This window comes from Candidatus Nitrosocosmicus agrestis (genome assembly GCF_008389435.1).
Lineage (GTDB): Archaea > Thermoproteota > Nitrososphaeria > Nitrososphaerales > Nitrososphaeraceae > Nitrosocosmicus > Nitrosocosmicus agrestis.
The window spans coordinates 13852-35410 of record NZ_VUYS01000025.1 but is presented as its reverse complement, the minus strand read 5'-3'; the positions used below and the strand labels follow the sequence as shown (position 1 = coordinate 35410).

General features: G+C 33.5%; 14 protein-coding genes. 7 read left to right on the top strand and 7 right to left on the bottom strand.

The annotated features are described in order from the left end of the window. Positions 1–231 precede the first annotated feature (231 nt). Positions 232–2805 (top strand): S8 family peptidase, encoded by a 2574-nt coding sequence (locus F1Z66_RS13705; RefSeq protein WP_149864194.1) that lies wholly within the window; start codon positions 232–234, stop codon positions 2803–2805. Positions 2806–3881: 1076 nt separating this feature from the next. Continuing rightward, a complete protein-coding gene (locus F1Z66_RS13700; RefSeq protein ID WP_149864193.1) occupies positions 3882–4256 on the top strand; it encodes a hypothetical protein in 375 nt (124 codons plus the stop codon). A gap of 182 nt (positions 4257–4438) precedes the next feature. Here the strand turns inward: F1Z66_RS13700 and F1Z66_RS13695 are convergent, their stop codons facing one another. The 5 genes from F1Z66_RS13695 to F1Z66_RS13675 all read right to left on the bottom strand — a co-directional run bounded on the left by F1Z66_RS13695 (position 4439) and on the right by F1Z66_RS13675 (position 9023). Beyond that, entirely contained in the window at positions 4439–5125 is a 687-nt protein-coding gene (locus F1Z66_RS13695; RefSeq protein ID WP_149864192.1) for a hypothetical protein, read from the bottom strand. Positions 5126–5173: 48 nt separating this feature from the next. Beyond that, on the bottom strand, positions 5174–6163 hold the full coding sequence (locus tag F1Z66_RS13690) for a UbiA family prenyltransferase (protein ID WP_149864191.1): 990 nt from the start codon (positions 6161–6163) through the stop codon (positions 5174–5176). 45 nt (positions 6164–6208) lie between these two features. Beyond that, on the bottom strand, positions 6209–7039 hold the full coding sequence (locus F1Z66_RS13685; protein WP_149864190.1) for a sugar phosphate isomerase/epimerase family protein: 831 nt from the start codon (positions 7037–7039) through the stop codon (positions 6209–6211). 333 nt (positions 7040–7372) lie between these two features. Beyond that, positions 7373–8248: a 6-bladed beta-propeller gene (locus F1Z66_RS13680; RefSeq protein WP_149864189.1), complete on the bottom strand. Its 876-nt coding sequence runs from the start codon at positions 8246–8248 to the stop codon at positions 7373–7375. A 184-nt stretch (positions 8249–8432) separates the two neighbouring features. Beyond that, positions 8433–9023 (bottom strand): hypothetical protein, encoded by a 591-nt coding sequence (locus tag F1Z66_RS13675; RefSeq protein ID WP_149864188.1) that lies wholly within the window; start codon positions 9021–9023, stop codon positions 8433–8435. 1082 nt (positions 9024–10105) lie between these two features. On the opposite strand from F1Z66_RS13675, the gene F1Z66_RS13670 reads away from it, so the two are divergent. Next, positions 10106–10468: a hypothetical protein gene (locus tag F1Z66_RS13670; protein WP_149864187.1), complete on the top strand. Its 363-nt coding sequence runs from the start codon at positions 10106–10108 to the stop codon at positions 10466–10468. A 190-nt stretch (positions 10469–10658) separates the two neighbouring features. Continuing rightward, positions 10659–10781, top strand: a complete 123-nt coding sequence (locus tag F1Z66_RS16310) for a hypothetical protein (RefSeq protein ID WP_255437933.1) — start codon at positions 10659–10661, stop codon at positions 10779–10781. A gap of 309 nt (positions 10782–11090) precedes the next feature. On the opposite strand, the gene F1Z66_RS13665 is transcribed toward F1Z66_RS16310, so the two are convergent. Beyond that, positions 11091–11927 carry a TatD family hydrolase gene (locus F1Z66_RS13665; RefSeq protein ID WP_149864186.1) on the bottom strand — a complete coding sequence of 279 codons (837 nt, stop codon included), beginning with the start codon at positions 11925–11927 and terminating at the stop codon, positions 11091–11093. Between the two features lie 67 nt (positions 11928–11994). Here F1Z66_RS13665 and F1Z66_RS13660 point away from each other — a divergent pair, with 67 nt between their 5' ends. The 3 genes from F1Z66_RS13660 to F1Z66_RS13650 all read left to right on the top strand — a co-directional run bounded on the left by F1Z66_RS13660 (position 11995) and on the right by F1Z66_RS13650 (position 19405). Continuing rightward, a complete protein-coding gene (locus F1Z66_RS13660) occupies positions 11995–13062 on the top strand; it encodes an alcohol dehydrogenase catalytic domain-containing protein (RefSeq protein ID WP_149864185.1) in 1068 nt (355 codons plus the stop codon). Positions 13063–14685: 1623 nt separating this feature from the next. Continuing rightward, entirely contained in the window at positions 14686–17187 is a 2502-nt protein-coding gene (locus F1Z66_RS13655) for a polysaccharide pyruvyl transferase family protein (protein WP_149864184.1), read from the top strand. A gap of 1141 nt (positions 17188–18328) precedes the next feature. After that, positions 18329–19405 (top strand): glycosyltransferase family 4 protein, encoded by a 1077-nt coding sequence (locus tag F1Z66_RS13650; RefSeq protein ID WP_149864183.1) that lies wholly within the window; start codon positions 18329–18331, stop codon positions 19403–19405. A gap of 245 nt (positions 19406–19650) precedes the next feature. Here F1Z66_RS13650 and F1Z66_RS13645 read toward each other — a convergent pair whose 3' ends face one another. After that, the gene (locus F1Z66_RS13645; protein WP_149864182.1) at positions 19651–21558 is read right to left on the bottom strand and encodes a PQQ-dependent sugar dehydrogenase; all 1908 of its coding nucleotides are present in this window, start codon (positions 21556–21558) and stop codon (positions 19651–19653) included. Position 21559: the final 1 nt, after the last annotated feature.

Genomic DNA, 21559 nt, shown 5'->3' with positions numbered 1-21559 from the left:
GTCCGCTAGTGATGATTTATTTTAAGCAAAGGTTAAAAAAATCGCTAGTTGCAACTTTTAAATTGAAATCTTTGGTTATCTATCTTCTTGGAGAGTATCAGCTAAAAAATTATTTACACTAAGATTAATTCAGATTCTACTTGCCTGATAACTTAACATGATCTGTAACTATAACCATAGAGCGCTAAAGTCTTTAGTATTTCATAAATAAAAAAAATTTTATATTATGCCATGTCCAGCAAGAATAATCGGCATATCAAGTTATGGATTGTGCTTTTGCTAATTATTCCAACTTTTTACGGGTTTGGATCAAAAACTGATATCAATGCTTTTAAATTTGAAATTTCAGATAATGCGCCATCATCATTGAGTTTTAATTCTATAATTGATAATGAGATTGGTGGAACCTTATTAGGTGATCAATTAAGTGCGATACCAGATTATAGCCAACCTGGAGTAGGAGTGACAGAAGAAGAAGAAGATGAAGATGAAGACAAAGATGAAGTTAATGAAGAAGGAACGGGAGAAACAGGTGATTTGTCATCAAATCCCAAGAATGATGAATCAGATGGTTTTTCAAAGTATACTCAGCAAAATTTCTTGCCTTTAATTAAAGATTATGCTGATTTTCCGTCGTCTTTTCTTACCTCGCCTGAAAGTTCTGACGATAAAGTAATTCCAAATCAATATATCGTGGTTTTAAAAAGCCATAATACAGACAAATCAGACTTTTTCTCCGATATAGCAAGCAAAATTAACCTTAAAGACATGGATTTATTACAACAGTATGAAAATGTTTTAAACGGTTTTGCAATCCATGTTCCCAATGAAAAAATAATAGATATAATTAAAAAAAGTCCTCTTGTGGCATACGTTGAAAAAGACGTTATGGTTCAATCATTTGCTCAATCGATACCTACTGGAATAAACAGAATTGACGCAGATCAAAGTTCCGCAAAATCTGGTGACGGCAGTGGAACCACGAATGCAGATATTGCTATTATAGACTCTGGGATTGATTTGGATCATTCTGACTTAAATGTATACCATCAGAAATCATTTGTTTCTAACTCATTATTCGGTTCGGGCTCAAGCACTGCAGATGATGACAATGGTCATGGGACCCATGTTGCTGGTATTGCAGCCGCCAAAGACAACTCAATTGGAACAGTGGGGGTTGCCCCAGGTGCCAAATTATGGGCTATTAAAGTATTAGACAGTAACGGCTCAGGTCCCCTATCCACAGTCATAAAAGGTATAGACTATGTCACTCAATACGCAAATCAGATTGAGGTAGCCAATCTTAGCCTTGGTTGTGAATGCAAATCCACTGCTTTTGATTCGGCCATAAATAACGCAGTCAAAGCCGGAATTGTTTTTGTAGTAGCTGCTGGAAATGGTGCAAAAGATGCCCGTACTTTTTCACCTGCTAACAACCCAAATGCTATTGCAGTATCAGCCATAGGAGACAGTGACGGAAAGTGCGGCGGAAAAGGACCTGCCACTGGTTATGGAAGTGACGATGCTTTGGCCAGCTTTAGCAATTATGGATCAGACGTTGATATCGCTGCTCCTGGAACTAAAATTTATTCAACTTACAAGGGTAATTCATACGCAACTATGAGCGGAACTAGCATGGCTTCACCACACGTAGCAGGAGCTGCTGCACTCTATATGGCTGCCAACCCTGGCGCCTCTCCATCTGAAGTTCGTAATGCATTATTATCCCACGGATCTTTACCAGGGATAGTTTGTGATGGAATGGGTCATGGGTATTTTACAGGCGATAAAGACCAATCAAGAGAACCTCTATTGTATGTAAAAGATCCTGGTCAGACTAGTAATACAGTCAGCCCGCCAACAGCAGACGCAGGCTCTGACCGGACAGTAGACAGCGGTGTTACAGTACAACTTGACGGTAGTGGCAGTTCGGATCCAAACAACTCTGCGCTTACTTATTCTTGGACTCAAACCTCAGGACCTGCTGTAGCCTTGAGCAGCTCATCTTCGTCTAAACCCACCTTTACAGCACCACAAACATCCGCAAAAACAGACCTTGTCTTTAAACTAGAGGTAACAAACAACAATGGTGTAAAAAGTGAGCCTGATAGTGTCAGAATAACTGTTAATCCTATTCCTATTAGTAAGCCAACAGCAGACGCAGGCTCTGACCGGACAGTAGACAGCGGTGTTACAGTACAACTTGACGGTAGTGGCAGTTCGGATCCAAACAACTCTGCGCTTACTTATTCTTGGACTCAAACCTCAGGACCTGCTGTAGCCTTGAGCAGCTCATCTTCGTCTAAACCCACCTTTACAGCACCACAAACATCCGCAAAAACAGACCTTGTCTTTAAACTAGAGGTAACAAACAACAATGGTGTAAAAAGTGAGCCTGATAGTGTCAGAATAACTGTTAATCCTATTCCTATTAGTAAGCCAACAGCAGACGCAGGCTCTGACCGGACAGTAGACAGCGGTGTTACAGTACAACTTGACGGTAGTGGCAGTTCGGATCCAAACAACTCTGCGCTTACTTATTCTTGGACTCAAACCTCAGGACCTGCTGTAGCCTTGAGCAGCTCATCTTCGTCTAAACCCACCTTTACAGCACCACAAACTACATCAAATAATATTGTCCTTAAATTCCAGCTTGTAGTTACAAATAATTTGGGAGTATCAAGCGAGCCTGATAGCACAACAATTACGATAAAGCCTGTATCAAATAACGAACCTAATAATAACAACGGAATGTGTGGTTTCCTCAGTTCACGACCCGAATGGCGAAGTTTCTTTGGCTGCTAGATAATTCTTCCTTTTTTTCTGAACTTTGAACATGTATTTGAAGAGTCGCTTCAATCGATTTAGACACACTGAATTTGGATTTTGTTACCTGGGTTACATTATATCAAATTAAATTAAATTAAATTAAATTATGTTGCATTGAAATGATACTACTTTTAAAGTCAAACCAAAGATTGATAGATATATAGATAAACAGATAAAAAAATACTCACCTTACTTTGATATAAAATCAAATCAAATCCAATTTCATAAAAGAAAAACTAGTATCTATTGGTATCAAAAGATTCTCATTTTCATCTTCATTTTATTATTCAAAACATAAAATTTGTTATTTTTTTTAAAATAAGGCGAAAGTATCTGCTCAATCTATTTTTTGAATCTTTAACAGAACCTCGCAACTTGGGCAACTTAGCCCCAAGAATTTAAACAAGAGATCGCCATCTTCGAACTCTTCTGTTTTAAGCTGACTTAAATTTATAGACTCTTTACAATATGGACATTTTGCCATTTAATATTACAAATACGCGTTTATATTTAAATTTATGATGAAATGACTAAAAGATAAAGAAGTATAATAGCACAAAATACTACGTTTAAAAATCAAAGATAAAGTAAATAGAAATTTCACTATTATTAAATCAGAGAATAATACATTTGTTTATATGTAAGTTAGGTGAACCTAATGTTGCATCTAATAAAAGCATTGTAATCAAGCAAAATAATTCCAAATCCCTCGCTTGATATCTCAATGACTTACCTTCAATCCAATACACATCTGGAAAATCTGGAAGTTGTCAAAAAGGGTGACATAATAGAACACTCGATTGGCTGGCCCAAAATCTGATAATTGATATTAGAAAAAGAGCCTGTCACCCAATTTCCAACTTTCAATAATTCATCCACCATTTGTTTTGATTATCATTTAATAGAAAACTGAAAGGTTTTTGCTTGATTGATTTATACCTTACAAATAATCAAATCACAAGGTATAGGTGTTCACATACGCATACGCATACGCATACGCATGCATACATATACACATATTATTTAATCATGAAGTATAATAACGTCTAGTATTGAAAAACTATCAAAAATTAACAATAATCACTGCCATTTTGGGTCTTATCCTACCCTTTATAGGGCTTTTTTTGTATTTTTTTATCAACAGCATCATTGGTATTCCATTGCTCGCATTATTTGTCGGTTGGGCTATGTTAATTGCTGTTGGAATTATTGCAATCAATATAGGAGCCATTGTTGCGGCATTTAAAATAAAGAATACGAAATTTGTAGGTGCAATTCTCATCGTATGTGGTGTTTTGCTGTTTCTTCTTATCCAGTGGTTTGCAGTCCCTGCGCTTGTATTATTCGTTATAGCAGGTATAATGGCGCTTAGAAACAAGGATAAGAATGGTATTTCCAACCTATCGGAAAAATTTAAACAAACCTGATTTTTTTTAATTTCTTTTCTTTTTTTAAAAAGCAGTAAATGCAATTTATTTTTTTATTAATATCTAGTTATTTCTTTTTAGAGTAATAACCTACATTGCAAGTAATTTCTTTTTGAAAAAAAAATCTATAATCAAAAATAGTTAATGTTTAAATTATAAAAAAAAGATAAATAGAGTGGAATCTACCTTTCCTTTAACATTTCCCTTTCTGCATCTTCGCATTCGGAAAGATCACCGATTCCAGAAGAGCCCTTTACTTCACTGCAATTGTTAATATTATAATAGTGGATCCCATTATCATCTACCTTGTACTCTCCTCGCTGCATATTGTTGGTATGAGTAGTTTTAGTAGAGGAAGTATTGTTTTTACCTTGGTCATTAGATTTGGTTGACTGATTATCTTTTTGTGATGATGATGATGAGGAGGATGGTGATGATGATGAGGAGGATGGTGAGGAGGATGGCTTCAAGTTAGTTTCAGAGCTTTGCGAAAAATCTGAAGATACATTGGGTTGGGCCAAGGTAGAGTTACCATTTGAGTTAGCATTGGTAATAACAAAAGTCATCCCAACTTCATCACCCATTGCATTTGAATCGGCTGTTGAAAGAGTAGAATTTTTTTCATCTGTTATGTTTTCAATACTTGCATGTACTGGAGTTTCTAAATGACCTAAATAAAGCATTATTGAAAAGGTAATCAGAAATATTAAAGGAAAGGGAAGTAAAGTTCTTCTTGTTATCAAATTAGTTGTTGTTTTTCTTGTCATAATTTTAATAAGGTATTGATGACGAGGTTCGTCATAATAAGTTATTGCATTCCACAGTTCTTCGATAGCCAAAACCAAATAAATGGTAGAAAAATCAACCATCAAATGATTTCAGCATGTCTAAACGAATCAGAATCTATTCATACAGGGTCAAGTCATGCTAAATCTTTTGCTCAATACTATTGGTGGAATAATCAATAGACAAGTCAAAAGGGAAGGGATAAACCCAGAAACACCTGCAATGAATACAGAATCCAAAAGAATAATAATTAAGATCATATTTTTGACAAGAAATTGTACAGACTCGCTTATTTCCAGTTTTTTTGCCTTTTTGATAGCCGTCTGAAAGACTAATGATATAATAACAACATAAAAAGAGATAAAAAATAAAAATTCAATTACATGTGGTAACAACACACAACCAAAGAACCCTATAGTGGCAACATATGTTAGATAAAAATAACAATGTTTGCGCATACCTGAAACTAGATTTCGTCCTTCGGCAGCGTCAATAGCCTCTTTTTTACTAATATGGGTTAACAGCAAAACATGAAAAAACATTGCCATAGTAACAAGGACCACTATCCAAAATAGATTGTGGTATTCTGTGTTTTGATAATTCATAAAAAAATTATCGGATAGTGTTTGAAAATTAATTGAACTACCAAAGACAAAACTAAAACCATATAGTATGTTTAGCCCTCTTATCAGGCCCATCAGATATGGTCTGAAAAATCCATTCTTTATTTTGTAGTTGTATGTCAAGATGCCAATTATTAACAATACTGATACTAGTAATGAAGCAGCACCTGCAATCGTTGATAAGGATAGGCCAATCAAAAAGAAAAAGACAAGAATCAATAACGCATTTTTTTTAGAGACACTACCAGAGGGGATAGGTCTACCGGGTCTTTCAACTGAATCTATCTTCTCGTCAAAGTAATCGTTGCTGACTAGACCACCTAAATACAAAAAAATAGAGGAAGTTATGAGTATTAATAGTGTAAATACATTCCTACCTTCTTCCAAATTTGAGACATTTGTAAGTGAAATTGCAATAAGATAGCCCAAGATAATATTTGACGGTATTGTAAAAATATTGGGTATTCTTAATAAGCGAAGGTATGGGCTGTTTAGCATGTTATCAATCTTTTGTTTTTTTTCTATTGCAATCTTTTTCCTATCTTAAGTAACTAAGTTTCTTACATATTGAAGTGATTGAGTAGCTGCTCCAATTGGATCGTTCTTATATGGGTAAAGCTCTATTGTAACAAAACCTTTGTATTTTGAATCTTTAATGGCAAACAAAATATCTTTAATGTTGATATCACCAAGCCCCGGGATTAGGTGATTGTGAACACGGCCTTTTATGTCTGCCAAATGAAAATGCTCTATGTAATCTGCTAATTCATTTATTAAAACAACCGGATCTTCACTTACACAATAAAAATGACCAATATCAAAATTCAATTTCAAAAATTCAGATTCAAAGTTTTTCATAAATTCCAAATACTCTTTAGACGTTTGCAATAGTAGTCCTGGTTCAGGCTCTATTAGCAATTTTATTTTGTTTTTTTCTGCAAATGGAATCACCTCTTTGATTCCGTCTGCGAATATCTGATACAGTTCTGAACGATTTTGATTGATACCAGGGTAAAGTGGACCACCGGGTTCAAGTGAAATTGTCTTGGCCCCTAGTTGAGAGGCAAGTTCTATGCAATTTTTGGTGTGGTTAATCCTTTCCTTTCTTTTTTCTGGGTTTAAATCAATCCATGAGGGATGATAGGTATCACCTAATGCAAACAAGGTAAAAGCGTTAAGATTTGATATCTGAATATTGTTTGAGCTGAGACTAGATTTGATTTTTAAAAGTGATTCTTGGTTAATGTCGGGAGGATATGCATGTGGTTTGTCACACATGATCTCAACACCTTGATATCCAATTTGCGCTATCTGTGAAATTGATTCAATCAAAGTAAAATTAGTAAAAGCATTTGAGCTAAAGGCAAACTGCATATGGCAAATTGGTTATATCAATTTAAAAATCTATTCGATGACTTTTTCTAAATTGGTCATTTTTTGTGCGCTATTTTGTTACGTATGGCTAAGTTAGAGGGGTATTACACCACTTTATTTCCTATCCTATACTGGAGCAGCAACCACACTGTGTGGGTCAAGGAACTGATCATCACCACTACCTTGAGTGCCCCAGGTAGTTAGAGGGTGACCTTCGGGATCAAAAACTTGCACCCTGTAGTTTCCTTGTTCAACTACATATGAATTGCAATCTGAATCAACTGCAACATCATGAGGACTTGACAGTTGCCCGATACCAGAGCCTTTTGAGCCTCAACTATTTAAAAACTCACCATCAGAACTAAACTTTTGAATTCTATTGTTTCCAACATCAGTAACGTAAACATTGTTATTGTCATCAATATCTAAACCAGATGGTCTTTTTAGTTGTCCATCTCCTGTACCCATACTACCCCATTTTAGTAAAAAGTTACCTTCGCTATCAAACTTTTGTACATTGTTGTTATCTGTGTCTGTAACATAAACATTGTTTTCTGAGTCTACTGATACGCTTTCAGGTGAGTTAAACTGTCCATCTCCTGTACCCATACTACCCCATTTTAGTAAAAAGTTACCTTCGCTATCAAACTTTTGAACGTTAAAGTTAGCCATATCAACAACATATACATTTCCTTGTTTATCCACATCTATACCATGAGGCACACCAAATTGGCCATCTGACTTGCCTTTTGTTCCCCACTTTGAGATGAAATCTCCACTGTTATCAAACTTTTGGACGTGGACATTGCTATAATCTACTACATACACCTTGTTTTTAATAGAATTGTTTATTTGGTTATCAGGACTGCCTGATTTTTGAAATTGGTCATCAATTATCGTCTCTTTTAATTTTGAACCACTAGCATCAGTAAACTTGTTTTTAATTGAAGTTGTAACGCTATCTCCTATTGAGCCCAGATCGGAATAGGTCTGTCCAAAGTCAGAAGGCATATCAGAATAAAGATCGGCAAAATTAGGTGAATTTGACAATTGTAAATCTGAAGATTGGGCGTTTGCAATTTGAAATGGGGAAAGAGTTATTGTTAAAGATGGAAAATAATAGTTGTTGAAAGTGTGAATAATCACCATACCACCCAAACCAGAAAATATAACGATAAATAAGATTAAATTACTACTTATCTTGCTCACAAGAATTACTTTGGAATTTAACTTTTATATAATTGGGAATATACCACAATTACTATTAATTTAATTTATTTACAATATAATTTAATTTGAAATTTTAATAGAAAATTATCTACGTTAATAGCTTTAAATATATTGAATCAAAACCTAAAGAAAAAAAAGTATTAGAAATATGATATAGATTTTATCATATCATAAAATAGACAGAAATCAAGTTCTGATGAATGTTTGGCTGACTTTCGGCCGCTAGACTCTTGTAATAACTTTGAATTGATTCATATAAGATTGAGTGGCCTGCCATAGTACCACCACTGCCAATACTTGCAATCATGTTCATCATTAACAACGTCAATATTAATCCACCCAATACTGCAACCAAGATAAATATTTTATACTTCATGTTTGAAAAAGTCATTTTATTTTTTTGTGAATTAGAATCGACTGATGAAATACTTGGCCCGGTATTAACAGAGGGTTGTGTTAAAGCATTGGCTTTGGCTTCTTCTTCTAATGCCTTCATTCTCTCAACATGTTTTGAAGTATTTAGTACTGGAACCTTCTTGACTACGGTTCCATCAACAGGTGATTTGTGAACTTCATATAGAATTAGGTTTTTTCCATCTTTAGATTGTTGATCAAATAACTGTAATGCATCCTCATAGTTTGTAAATTCAACTGTGGATGAGTTTCTTAACTTTCCTGAGATTTCAAGCACAAATTTTTTTATTGTGGTAGTATCCTCCTCTTCGATTTCTTTATCAAATCCATTTTCCTCCATCTAATAGATTACCTTCCTTTCTAATATGAAATTAAACTACTAGTATATACACGATTTGGATTCAATAATTTTCAAATCTAATTTTTATTTTGTTTAGTAAGGGTGTTAAATAAATGCAAAGAAAAAAGTTGTGATGTCATGTAGTGTTTAAGAAATACAAACAGGTTTTCTTTGAATTCTCGATGGTAGAATTATTTTGTCAAGACGGGCAAGAGTCATTTTTGATAAATAGCCAAATATTATTTGTTAGCCACGGCAGTTGAAGTCGCTAGGAAATCTAGAAGAGAGGAGAAGGGAGAGATAGAAAATGGCGGTAGAGGGGATGGAAGAAGAAGGGTGACACATTCACGGCGTTTCCAGTTTAAAAAAAGTGAAATATAATCCTTATATTCGTAGTATTATATATATAAAATAGGATGGCAAATGAAAATTCTTCTTCTAGCGGAAGACACACTTGCAATTTATGTGGACTGACTTTTCAAAACCAGGACGAAAAAGAGGAACATATAAAATTAGAACACTCTGAGCACAAACAGCCAAGCGGAGTATCCTAATTTTTCTCTCATTACACCCAATAGGAATCTTGCATATGCCCATGATAAAAATTTAAAAATATCATTCTTTTTGGTCTGATGTATTATACAGCATATTGTATGCCAAAAAAAAGCCAGTTTCGGTCATTTTTATAGTTTGATATATTAGATGTAAATATGAAAAAAAATAAAGATAGATCCCAGATTAATATAAGGAATCCCACCTCAGATTCCTCTTTCAATTCCAGTTCGAAAACAACTAAGAGAAACCTAGAGTTTGATTTGGCAAACAAGATAATAAAATATATGCAAGAAGAAGAAAAATATTAGTTTTTTTTGTTTAATTTTGTTTGATTCATAATAGATTTTTTTGAATGCTTTAAATTTGCTACTATGGATAAGGAAGAGAAAGATTACAGGATATTCATAGAGAATCCAGCCATAGCTGAATGAAAATTTGCCTTTTGAATCGTTACTCCGGTCAATTTCTTTTTTAATAGAATAATGTACAATAAGATTATATAGGAAGACTTATCTATTTCAAACTGTATGCAAGATCATACAAAAACAGGAATGACAGACAACTTGGGAAAAATTGAGATGTTTCCAAAAATTTCGGAAGAAAAAATTGCAACCAGTGACCTAAATATTGTTAATAGTCAATTAAAAGACATTTCAATGCAAGAGATGAATATATTAGAACAGGATGCTCAACAAATGACTATAGAGGACTATCATCTAAAATACCATTATGATCATGTATTTGTAATTGGGGATGATAGGTTAAAACAAAATGTTGAGGTTATGATAGGAAGGCGAACATTATACTGTGCTTTTCATGATACTCGTAATTCAGAACATGAATGTGAGCATGTTAGGTTTATTCAAATGCTAGATAGGTTGCAAATTTAGTTAAATATTTTATTATATTTAATCATTTCAAATTTTCCTAATACCGTTTGGGCAGAACATTTTTTATTAGGTGATCTTTATGCACCTAAGTTAGGTAACACTAGCAATAGGTTCAAAACAAATTGTTATTAAGATATGTTTGTCAAATAAAAAGTAAATTCTCAGTCTAACAGGAAGGTGAAGAATATTTTTGTCTGAAAAAAATTATAACTTTTTTGTTTCGGTAGGCAGGTCGGGGAGGGAGGGGAGTTTTATGAGTAATTCTAATGTCTGCTCCAATGTGATAAAAGTTATAGTAAACCAAGAAAAATAGCAAAGACAGAGGCATTAATTTTTTCACTATTTTATGTGGAAATATCTATCTGAGCTTCTGTACATCTATATGTTTCTGTATGTGAATGCTTATTAGGCGTAGGGAGGGCCAAAAAAATTTACTATCAAGGACTTTTTTGCTTACCTTGAAAACCACGGTTTAAAGATAATAACGGGACATTTAAGAAAATAAATAGAATTGAGATTAGATTAGGATTTACAGTTTAAAAATTTACTGACCATAGCAGTCTCTAATAATAATCGTTAAAGAAGAATAATCTCATCTAAAATATACAAATAATTGATTCCATTATTTGTGATTTCCTTGTTCCCTGTCCTTGGAAGTCCAATCAAATTTACTAGACTGTTTGTAAAAGTTAAGGGCGTTATTGAAAGTTATGTTTTCTATATCGGCGCTATCGCATCTTTGTTTCTTCATTTCAAGTGCAGTTAATGGTACACTTAACGGATCGGACTCGCCCCAATCTGCAGCGCTATTTACCATTAATCGTTCACTGCCAAAATTCTTGACAATTCGAATTACCCTTTCTGGGGATAATTTCGTTTTAGGATACACAGACAATCCTCCCCATGCCCCTATATCGAGAGTGTCTTTAACTGTTTCTTCAGTATTATGATCTATTAAAATTCTTTGAAAATTATAATTACCACTCTTAAAAACCTCAATCATTCTCTTCATTCCTTCCGGTTTGTTATTATGGGGAAGATGGATCATTACCAAGAGATTCTCATTATGGGCAAAGTCTAGCTGTTTTACAAAAAGTTCCTCTTCTTCGTCATTTATCAAATTGTATCCTATTTCACCTATGCCTACCACTCTGTCCCTTAGAGGATATCGGTCTTTTACCATGGCTTCAAAAGCGTCGAGTGCAAGTGGTCTAGTAACTGACTCTTTTGGATTTACTGAAATACACACATAGTGTTCGATTCCATATTCCCTAGCTCTGAGAGTTTCAAAAGTAATCATATGCTCCCAATAGTCAAGAAATGTGCCAACATTGGTACGAGGGCTACCTAGCCAAAAAGATGGCTGAACTACCAATTCAATCCCAGCTATAGCCATGTTTTTATAATCATCGGTTGTTCTTGAATACATATGAATATGTGGATCGAAGTATTGTGTCATTGAATTTAGAATTGCAAACTAAATATATATACAATAACAAAAATTAAATATAAAAATCGAATAATTTATGAGGGCAGCAGTTTTTCACGGACCAAACGATGTTAGGATTGAAAATGTGGATCTAAATCCTGATCTACCTAATATAATAACTTTGGAAACATTATCATGCTCAGTTTGTAGTTATGATGTTAGAACATTTCGTAATGGAAGTTTTAAAGTAAAACCACCTATTATTTTAGGTCATGAAATTTGTGCTAAGACAATTACTACTTACAAGGGAGAAAACTTCAAAGTAGATTCAAACTCAAGAGTAGTGGTTTACCCCATAATACCTTGTTTTAGTTGCTGGTTCTGTACCAACAAAAGATACAATCTTTGTTTAAATTTGAAAGAAATCGGTTCCACCATTAATGGAGGTTTTGCAAAATATATCCAAGTCCCTAAAGAGATTTTTGAGATAGGTGGGATCGTACCTATTCCGAATAAAATATCAAAGGAGGAAGCATCATTAATTGAACCCCTTGCTTGTTGTATAAATGGCATAAACCAGATAAAGTATTCATTGTTCAAGACAGCATTAATACTTGGAGATGGACCTATCGGTCTAATGCAGCTAATGCTTCTTAAAACAATATTTCCCGATCTATACGTGACTATAATAGGTAAAATTAATCACAGGTTAGAATTTGCAAAAAAAATAGGGGCAGATAATGCAATTTCGATTAGTGAACTTGCCGATCATGATTTGATTTCATTGAAGGAAAAAGGTGGTCAAAGATTACCTAATTTGATTTTTGTATCTAATAATAGCCCTGATTCCATAAATCTCGCTATTAAATTAGTCAACAAAAATGGAAGAATAGTAATTTTTTCTGGGATTAAAAAACCTTTTAATAATCATTCAGATAATTTTACAAAAATAAACCCAAATTCACTACATTATGATGAGATTTCGATTCAGGGTAGTTTTAGTTCAGTTCCTGAGAATTTGCAAGAAGCGATTAGTTTGGTTACCAATAACAAAGTTGATCTCAAACATCTGGTAACCCAGGTCTTCTCCTTAGGAGATTTTGAAAAAGCATTGACAGCGGCAGAGCATTTTGTAGGTCTAAAATCAGTAGTTAATGAATTTTAAGGAAAAAGTGAAAACTCTGCAGGCATGTTAAGAAAAAAACTTGGTTAATCAAAAATTATTCTAAATAAAGTTGTCGTAAGTGTTATGTTCGTAGAGATGTAGTGTCATTGGCTTATCCAAAGCAATTGAATTCAAATTATGGTGGCTTATTGTGCTAATTTTGCATGGTATTATAATAATCATTAATTAGTGTATATCTTTCTGAATGAATAGTTGCTATATTATCTATTAAATTTATTATTGAATGAAAACAAGAGGAAAAATTTTTGGTTTTGCTCTATTCTACGATTAAGATTTAAACAATACTTTAAATTCGAAACTAATGCTCAAAATTAATCTACATGAGATATTAACAGAGAGGAAATCAATACAAATACCTAGTCTGTTGATCATTGATCAAAAAATGATTGGATAAGACCTACCACTTAAATACAATATAATTCATGTTTAGAGAACTTGATATGTTTCATAAACTATCCAAAGATTGGGAATTATTCATTAGAATTTGGCTAAAGTCAATAAAAATAGATAAATGTTGCATATTTCCCCAGACAAATAAAATAACTTTTATTATAATTGTAATAGTGATTGTGGCTAACCAAAAAGGATCTTTCATTTACGCCTATTTTTATTGGTGTCAATATCATTTTTACAATATGGGGAGGAAAGACTAACTAAAGAATTGGCTGTCCACATTCAAATTCTATTAGGATGACGATGAACCCTGATAAACTTGTGAATATCATGAGAGGACGAACTTGAGAATGACAGATTCTAATATTCTAATTTGGACTTTTTCTATATTAGATTAACTTTGATCAAAGACAATTAACTTCTGGTATATCTAGAAAGAGAAACAGCACCTCTTCATTAGAGGTTTTAATTGTATTGCAAGGGCTGTTTTCTGACCCGCTACATTCAATAGCGTCAAGTTATTTTATTCTTCCTAGATTGTAAAAATGAAGTCTCATTATTCTATGTAATTACTTGTTTTAATTTAGAATCCGACTCCAAGGTAGTAATCTGTTTCATCAAGAGAAACCAAATAAAGGCTATAATAGGTGAATTTTAACAGCAAATTAATAATGGCGAAATAGATATGAATTTGAATTCCTAATTATTAGTTAAAAAGTAATTGTACTGTCCTTAACTTCAAATTTTCTGTTATCGAATTTTTGTGTAAAAGATCATAACTGTAAGGGAACATTTAATTAAAATCGATATTATTGAGCCATCCAATAATCTATTGGCAATAAATATCAAAACAATCCATATCTTAAATATAACATCCCTAAATTAAATATTGAATCATTACATAATTAATGATTTATAGAAATTTGATAGTTAATTTTAGCCCCATTTAAGAGATTGAAAATTTTTATGAAACAGAAATGATTTATTTGTTGTTTATTTTAGTTAGGCGTGATATCCATACAACCAATTGTCTCAAGATAGAGGGTATAGAAGGTTTATAAATAAGATTTTACGTGAATTATTGTAAATGTTTGTTTCATTGAGTTTAGCAAATTCTGATCAAACCACTGATTCATTGGATTTTAGGTGGTTTTTTAAAACTGTTTTTAAGTGTAATGACAACATATTTGATCATTATCCTGATTCTTAATGTCTTTTTCACCAACTTCGTCAGTTGGAAGGTACATAGGTTCCAGCTTAACTCTTTTCCTCGATCAAATACTAGTAGCACTAAGTAACGGAATTTTTTGGTTGTTAATTTCTAAGATTACAACCGCTTCCGATATCGGTAACGCGACATCCATTTATAGTCTCATAATGTTAATCGGTACATTTACTCAGTTAGGTTTAGAATATCCTCTGTTGAAAAACGTTTTAGCCAACAAGGATCACATGTTTTCAACTGCTCTTCTTTTAGAGATTGCATTAATAATATGTTTTACGCCATTGCTTGTATTAGCTATAGGAGGATGGTACAGCGAGGATTTAGAAGAGTTCACATGGTTATCCGTCACGATGTTATTTTTTTACTCCACAAGTTTTATTACCAGATTTGTTTTACTGGGTATTTTCAAGACTAAGCAAGTACTAATAATTGATCTCATAGGAGCGATTGTAAGATTTGTAGTAGGTTTTTTCTTAACGTTCATTGGGTTAGGCACTATAGGTATTATACTTGCATTTCTCATCCAATTTATCATTATGACATCAATAGCCATAGCACCTATAAGAAGGAATTTGGGTTTTAAGATTGGAAATAGAGAACAGTTCACTGAGATCTTAAAAACAGGATTGCTAAACACTCCTGCAAAATTTTCAAGAACTTTAATCATAAGTTTAAGCGTAGTTATGCTTGCTTCATATGGAGTAGATGCAGCCGAGGTTGGAATATTCTATATGGTTTTAATGATCACTATCGTCGTTGGTGGCTTTGTTCCGAGTATGGCTTATATGATGATACCATCGTCATCTACGTCAATTAAAGATCTTTCTGCAGGAAGTATTAGATTAGCCCTTACATTAACAGCCCCAATTATCGCTGCGTTAATTGCAAGTCCTGAATATTTATTGTCTCTTTTGGGTCCAGCGTATGTATCAGGCTCGGGCGTTCTAATTATGCTCTCATTGTCTATACTTCCCTCATCTGTGGTAATGTTAAGCATATCCATGTATAATACCCAAGGAAGATCAAAGGAGTTACTAATTATAGGTTCCTGTCAAGTTTTAGTTTTTATATGTTTATTTATCCTCCTTGTGCCCACATATGGTATAATGGGAGCAGCAATTTCTATGCTTTCCGCTTTCACAATTTCTTCCCTGATTGCTCTGAGGCAGTCCGATCATAGTAACGTCAAGTATATTTTAGTTTCAGGCGTCGCTATTTTAGTAGGCTCGGGGTCTGTTTACTTATTGAGGAATGTTATCGATTTAAATCCAATCATTCTTATGATTATTTCTGTGATTCTCTCAGCATTTGTTTTAATCAAGCTGAAAAATACATCTATTGAAGAAATTAGCGGACTTGTAAATTTGGCAATAGATCCTCGTGGAACAAAAAAGATTTTTGTAATAGGAAATTACGGCAATTTTAATATTGGTGATGAAATTATCTTAAAAGAAGTAATTAGACGATATTCCTCAGATTTAGATTCTAATACACCGCACTTCTTAATAGCCACGAGAAATCCATTTTTTGTTGACATTTATCACAAAGAGATAAAAAATAAGATCATCCCTATTCCAATTAATCATCTGTATCAACTTTTAGTTTCTTTTCTAAAATGCAGCAGAGTTTTAATAGGTGGCGGTGGAATTTGGAGTAAATATACAGGAAGGTATGCACATGTTGTCCCATTAATAGCTATACTTGCAAGATTAATGCTAAAACGGGTAGATTTTGTTTCTTTTGGTATCTATTCAACCTCTTCGCCAATAGATAAATTATTAGTTAATACCGCAGTACTGGTATCAAACTCAAGTTCTGTTAGAGATGAAGAATCGTTTTCTATCTTATGGAAAGCTTCTCAAAAGAAGACAAAAGTAGTGGAAGATCTGTCCTTGCCTTATATAACCAGTTTCGACAAAGATTCTATCGAAGATATTCCAAAGATTGCTGAGTACGAAAGCATCATACAGCATAAACTCCAAGGAAAATTTATTGTTGGAATATCCTTAAAGGAGGTTCACAGCAAGGAATCGACCTCTAAGATAGTCGACGAATTTTCCAATACCTTGAATACTTTGAATAAGGACATGAATGGATCCATACTTTTTGTATTTTTTCCCTTTGCTAAAACTGGCTCAAAAACAGAAAACGATGAATGGATGATAGACCAAATTTTGCATAGAGTTTCGACTAATGAAAATATTGTTCGAATTAGTCATGGGAACCCGCTCTCATGGTTTATCGCAATAGACAATCTGATTGATATTTTTATTGGCATGCGTTATCATTCAATAATATTTTCGAGTTTAGCAAAAAAACCCATCTTATGTATTCCTTATGAAAAAAAAATATACCAATACTTGTCAGACAAGAAGGATCTGTTGGACATATCGATATTGGAACCAACTCAGATAAGCAGCGCACATTTGACAGGATTTGTCAAAACAAAGTTTGAGGATAAAAAAACACAACAATTTGAAAAGTAAATCTAGTGAAATTAAAACCCTATTGCTAGTTTTTACATTGAATCGGAGAGACCACTGATAATAGTTCTATGAGGCAATCCAAAAGACAATTAAGATTTAAATCTTATTTTGCAATGGATAGATAAAATCTGAACAACTATCTCAGCAGTATAAGGGATTTGATACAAGAAATATTGGACAATTAATTTAATAGATCAGTGAATCTTTTTTCCTGCAAACACACTTTAAACAACAAGAGGATTTGTAAATCTCATTTTCGAGAATTCGTTAGTGAATAGAGTAGAAACGAATTAGTATCGTAAATATATATTCTACACATAAAAGCAGTGGAAAAAGTTGAATGATAAAAGACAACCATGATTCTCAAATATGATCTTGTCAAATCATGTAGATGTCTTACTAGAGACAAAATATTACTATACATTGAGGTCACAAAAAAAAGAATGAATAAAAAATCAGTATCACCAAATCAGGGTAAAATTGGAAAACAACGAATATTGCATTATGACGAAAATGGTTTTAAAACAGAAATACAAAGGCATCGGCTTTTTATATAATGTTTCGTTGAACTCTTTTTTTACCAGGTAGATTGTGAAAGAAGAGATTTTAAATCAAAGCGATAATCTTAATATAATAACCAGTAATTTGACTTTTGCCAATGGTATCAAAAACTGTGTAATGGAAAATACAGCAATAATTTAGCAAAGGCTCATTTTTTTTATATTTGGTTACTCGAGAGAGCCATTTAATTGAAAAGAGTATAACCTTTGAAAGATCGGATACGGCATCAACTGTATACACCCACTCAATAAAAGAGCAATCTTTGTTTTAAACCATCACAATAATAGATACCAAAATAGATCTTGTTGAGATTGTGAATAAAATTCAAGGAACAAATTTATATTCTATTTAAAGTTCCAAACTAAAAGAAATGATTGGATTTTTTATTCAATATCCATATAGACATAAGAAGCACATTATCTAGAAATTTTAACCGTGTATGTTAACTTGAGAATATTCACATGGTTCACAGAATCTTAGCTCAATATTGTAGAATTCAATACAAAGTAATGGTAAGAAAATATAAGATGAGCAGGGATATTAAGCATAACAATAAATATTAATTATAAAGTTTTAATCTATGCGAATACTGTGGCTAAATTGGAGGGACATTAAGAACCATGAGGCTGGAGGAGCGGAAGTTCTTACCCATGAAATTGCAAAAAGACTTGCAAAAAAAGGACATAAGGTAACCCTTTTTACATCTAGGTTTCAAGGATCAGAGAGCCATGAAAATATAGATGATGTGGATATTGTTAGAGATGGAGGAAAATATAGTGTTTATGGTAAAGCTAAAAACTATTACAAGCACAATAAAGATCACTTCGACATCCTTATCGATGAAATTAACGTAAAACCATTCTTGACACCCAAATACGTTAAAGAAATGCCAATTATTGCATTGATTCATCAAATCTCTCCAGAGCAGTTTACCTATGAGCTTCCATTTCCTGTTGGAATAATTGGAAGATATTTTTTGGAAAAAAAATGGTTATCACATTACAATAACATAAGCACTGTGACGGTTTCCGAATCCACGCGTAAATCACTAGTTGAATTGGGGTTTAGAAAAGTATCCGTAATAACTGAGGGGTTGAGTGTTATCCCACTTCAAGAGGCGGCGAGAAAAGAAGATACGTTTACAATAACATTTCTCGGAAGATTAAAAAAACACAAATTACCAGATCATGCAATTCTGGCTTTTAAGAAAATAAGAGAACAGATCCCGAATAGTCATATGAATGTAATCGGGGATGGTTATTTATTACGCAAATTAAAAAAGATGAATATAGAAAATGTCACATTTCATGGTCATATTAGTAACAAAGAGAAATTCAATATCCTAAGCAGGTCTCATTTAGCATTAATTCCTGCTGTTAGGGAAGGATGGGCATTAGTGGTGGTGGAATCAAACGCAATGGGGGTCCCAGTAGTTGCGTATTCTGTTCCAGGTCTAGTTGATTCCGTACAAAATGGTATTAATGGTATATTGCTTAGCCAAAATACGCCCGATGAAATGGCAAATATATCTATTTCCCTTCTAAAGGATGAATCAAAGTTAAGAAGATTAACTGAGACTGCTTTGCAGTACTCCAAGCGATTTAATTGGGATTCAACGACGGAGCAATTTGAAAAAATATTGTTGGATAACACATAATAAGCTACAATAATCGTAGCATGGTTCATCATTTGTATAGCTCTTTTCTGATCATAAATACACTGGGCTATGAAAGTAAAGTTTTTGAAAATATATTCATTTTTGATGTAAAATTGAATATTCGTATTATTATAAGCAGATATAATTTCTAGAATTTGCATATATTTATCAATTAAAAATGTTAAAAAAAAGAAAACCTCTTCATTGATCGTAAACAGAGGTTTAAAATGAAGTATCACTTCATGTTATCCTATCGGAGTCGATGATTCTTGATCATCAGTCAATTTCAGTATTTTCCCATTAGCTGTTGTAATATATAGTCCATCAGAACCGAGCTCCAATGAAATTACTTTTCCATATATTTGAGCAATGGCGGCTTTGATCACTTCATTTTGATTCTCGGCTACCTTATCGGATAGAAGGCCATCTAATTTTAAGCCAGTTCTGTTATGATCGAGATCAAAATGATACAGATATCCATTATTTATATCACCAACAAACAGATCGTTCTTATATTCTATACCTAGTATGTCTGAATTCACAAAAGCCAAACCTGTTACTCCTACTGGTGTTTGCCATACAAATGCGGGATCATAATATTTGCCGATTCCTACAAAATCGGTTAAATTATTCTTATCAAAATTCGGACTTAGACTGCTCATTCCAGAAATTTTTTTCCAACCCCCATTGAATGCGGGCTTTACAAAATCAATTTCATCCCCATACGTTGGTCCATTATCAGTGATCCAGAATTCTGAAGTATTCGCATCGTAGTCAATTCCAAAACTATTGCGAATACCATAACCATAGTATAGATTGAGAGGATAACTAGATCCTAACAAGAAGTCTTTTGTGATAGGATCGGTCACTGGCTGACCATCTTGTGTAATTCGAATTATACCACTAGATCCGTCAGGCAACGGGCCATCTTTTATATTTTGTGCTAAGGTGGTACGACCGTCAATGTCACCGATTGTAAGATACAAATTATCATCCGGGCCAATCACCATTTTCCCTCCGTTATGAAGTGCATTTTGGGATGAATTCATTTCTAGTAAAACGGTAGGATTAACTAATTTTTCATTTACAAGTTCGAATCTATATAACCTGTTCACTAAATCTCCAGTCAAATTACCTCCATTCTTATCTTCACCCATGTAGTAATACAAGAAAACATATGCCGATCCATTTTCCTGTTTTGAAATAGCAATATCACACATACATCCTTTTATCACAGTTGAATTAGTCAAGTTTAAAACAGGCTGATCTAGAATCTGACCGTTTACAACTCTCACTATCAAAGGTTTCGTCTTCTGTAAAACCAAAAAATCATCTGGTTTCAAAAATGCCACGGCCGTAGGAGTATCTAGACCATCGATAACTCGCTCTAAAACAAGACTGGAATTAGATGCAAAAATTCGCCCGTCTTTATTCGAAAAGCTAATCAGCGGTGTATATGATATCATATTATTTATTTCATCAGTTACATACATTCCGCCATGCTTATCCATAGCCAAGCCATAAGGAAAGTTTAATTTATTGTCGTTTAACTCAAATTTACCCCATTTATTGATAAAAGTGCCATTTTCTGAGAATACCTGAATTCGATTATTGGCAGTATCCGCTATATACACTTTACCTGAGGAATCAATTGCTATACCTGATGGTGTGTTAAAGTTACCATCGGCCTTCCCAGTTTTACCCCATTTATTGATAAAAGTGCCATTTTCTGAGAATACCTGAATTCGATTATTGGCAGTATCCGCTATATACACTTTACCTGAGGAATCAATTGCTATACCTGATGGTGTGTTAAAGTTACCATCGGCCTTCCCAGTTTTACCCCATTTATTGATAAAAGTGCCATTTTCTGAGAATACCTGAATTCGATTATTGGCAGTATCCGCTATATACACTTTACCTGAGGAATCAATTGCTATACCTGATGGTGTGTTAAAGTTACCATCGGCCTTCCCAGTTTTACCCCATTTATTGATAAAAGTGCCATTTTCTGAGAATACCTGAATTCGATTATTGGCAGTATCCGCTATATACACTTTACCTGAGGAATCAATTGCTATACCATGTGGAAATTTAACCTGACCATTTTCTGTTCCATACGTAGTCTCGTTAGTGAATAAATTAAATTTCACG

Excerpts from the sequence above, each read along its gene's own strand:
- F1Z66_RS13670 (WP_149864187.1), top strand. The coding sequence starts at position 10,106 with ATGCAAGATCATACAAAAACAGGAATGACAGACAACTTGGGAAAAATT.
- F1Z66_RS13675 (WP_149864188.1), bottom strand. The coding sequence starts at position 9,023 with ATGGAGGAAAATGGATTTGATAAAGAAATCGAAGAGGAGGATACTACC.
- F1Z66_RS13665 (WP_149864186.1), bottom strand. The coding sequence starts at position 11,927 with ATGACACAATACTTCGATCCACATATTCATATGTATTCAAGAACAACC.
- F1Z66_RS13695 (WP_149864192.1), bottom strand. The coding sequence starts at position 5,125 with ATGGTTGATTTTTCTACCATTTATTTGGTTTTGGCTATCGAAGAACTG.
- F1Z66_RS13655 (WP_149864184.1), top strand. The coding sequence starts at position 14,686 with ATGTCTTTTTCACCAACTTCGTCAGTTGGAAGGTACATAGGTTCCAGC.
- F1Z66_RS13660 (WP_149864185.1), top strand. The coding sequence starts at position 11,995 with ATGAGGGCAGCAGTTTTTCACGGACCAAACGATGTTAGGATTGAAAAT.
- F1Z66_RS13705 (WP_149864194.1), top strand. The coding sequence starts at position 232 with ATGTCCAGCAAGAATAATCGGCATATCAAGTTATGGATTGTGCTTTTG.
- F1Z66_RS13685 (WP_149864190.1), bottom strand. The coding sequence starts at position 7,039 with ATGCAGTTTGCCTTTAGCTCAAATGCTTTTACTAATTTTACTTTGATT.
- F1Z66_RS13650 (WP_149864183.1), top strand. The coding sequence starts at position 18,329 with ATGCGAATACTGTGGCTAAATTGGAGGGACATTAAGAACCATGAGGCT.
- F1Z66_RS13690 (WP_149864191.1), bottom strand. The coding sequence starts at position 6,163 with ATGCTAAACAGCCCATACCTTCGCTTATTAAGAATACCCAATATTTTT.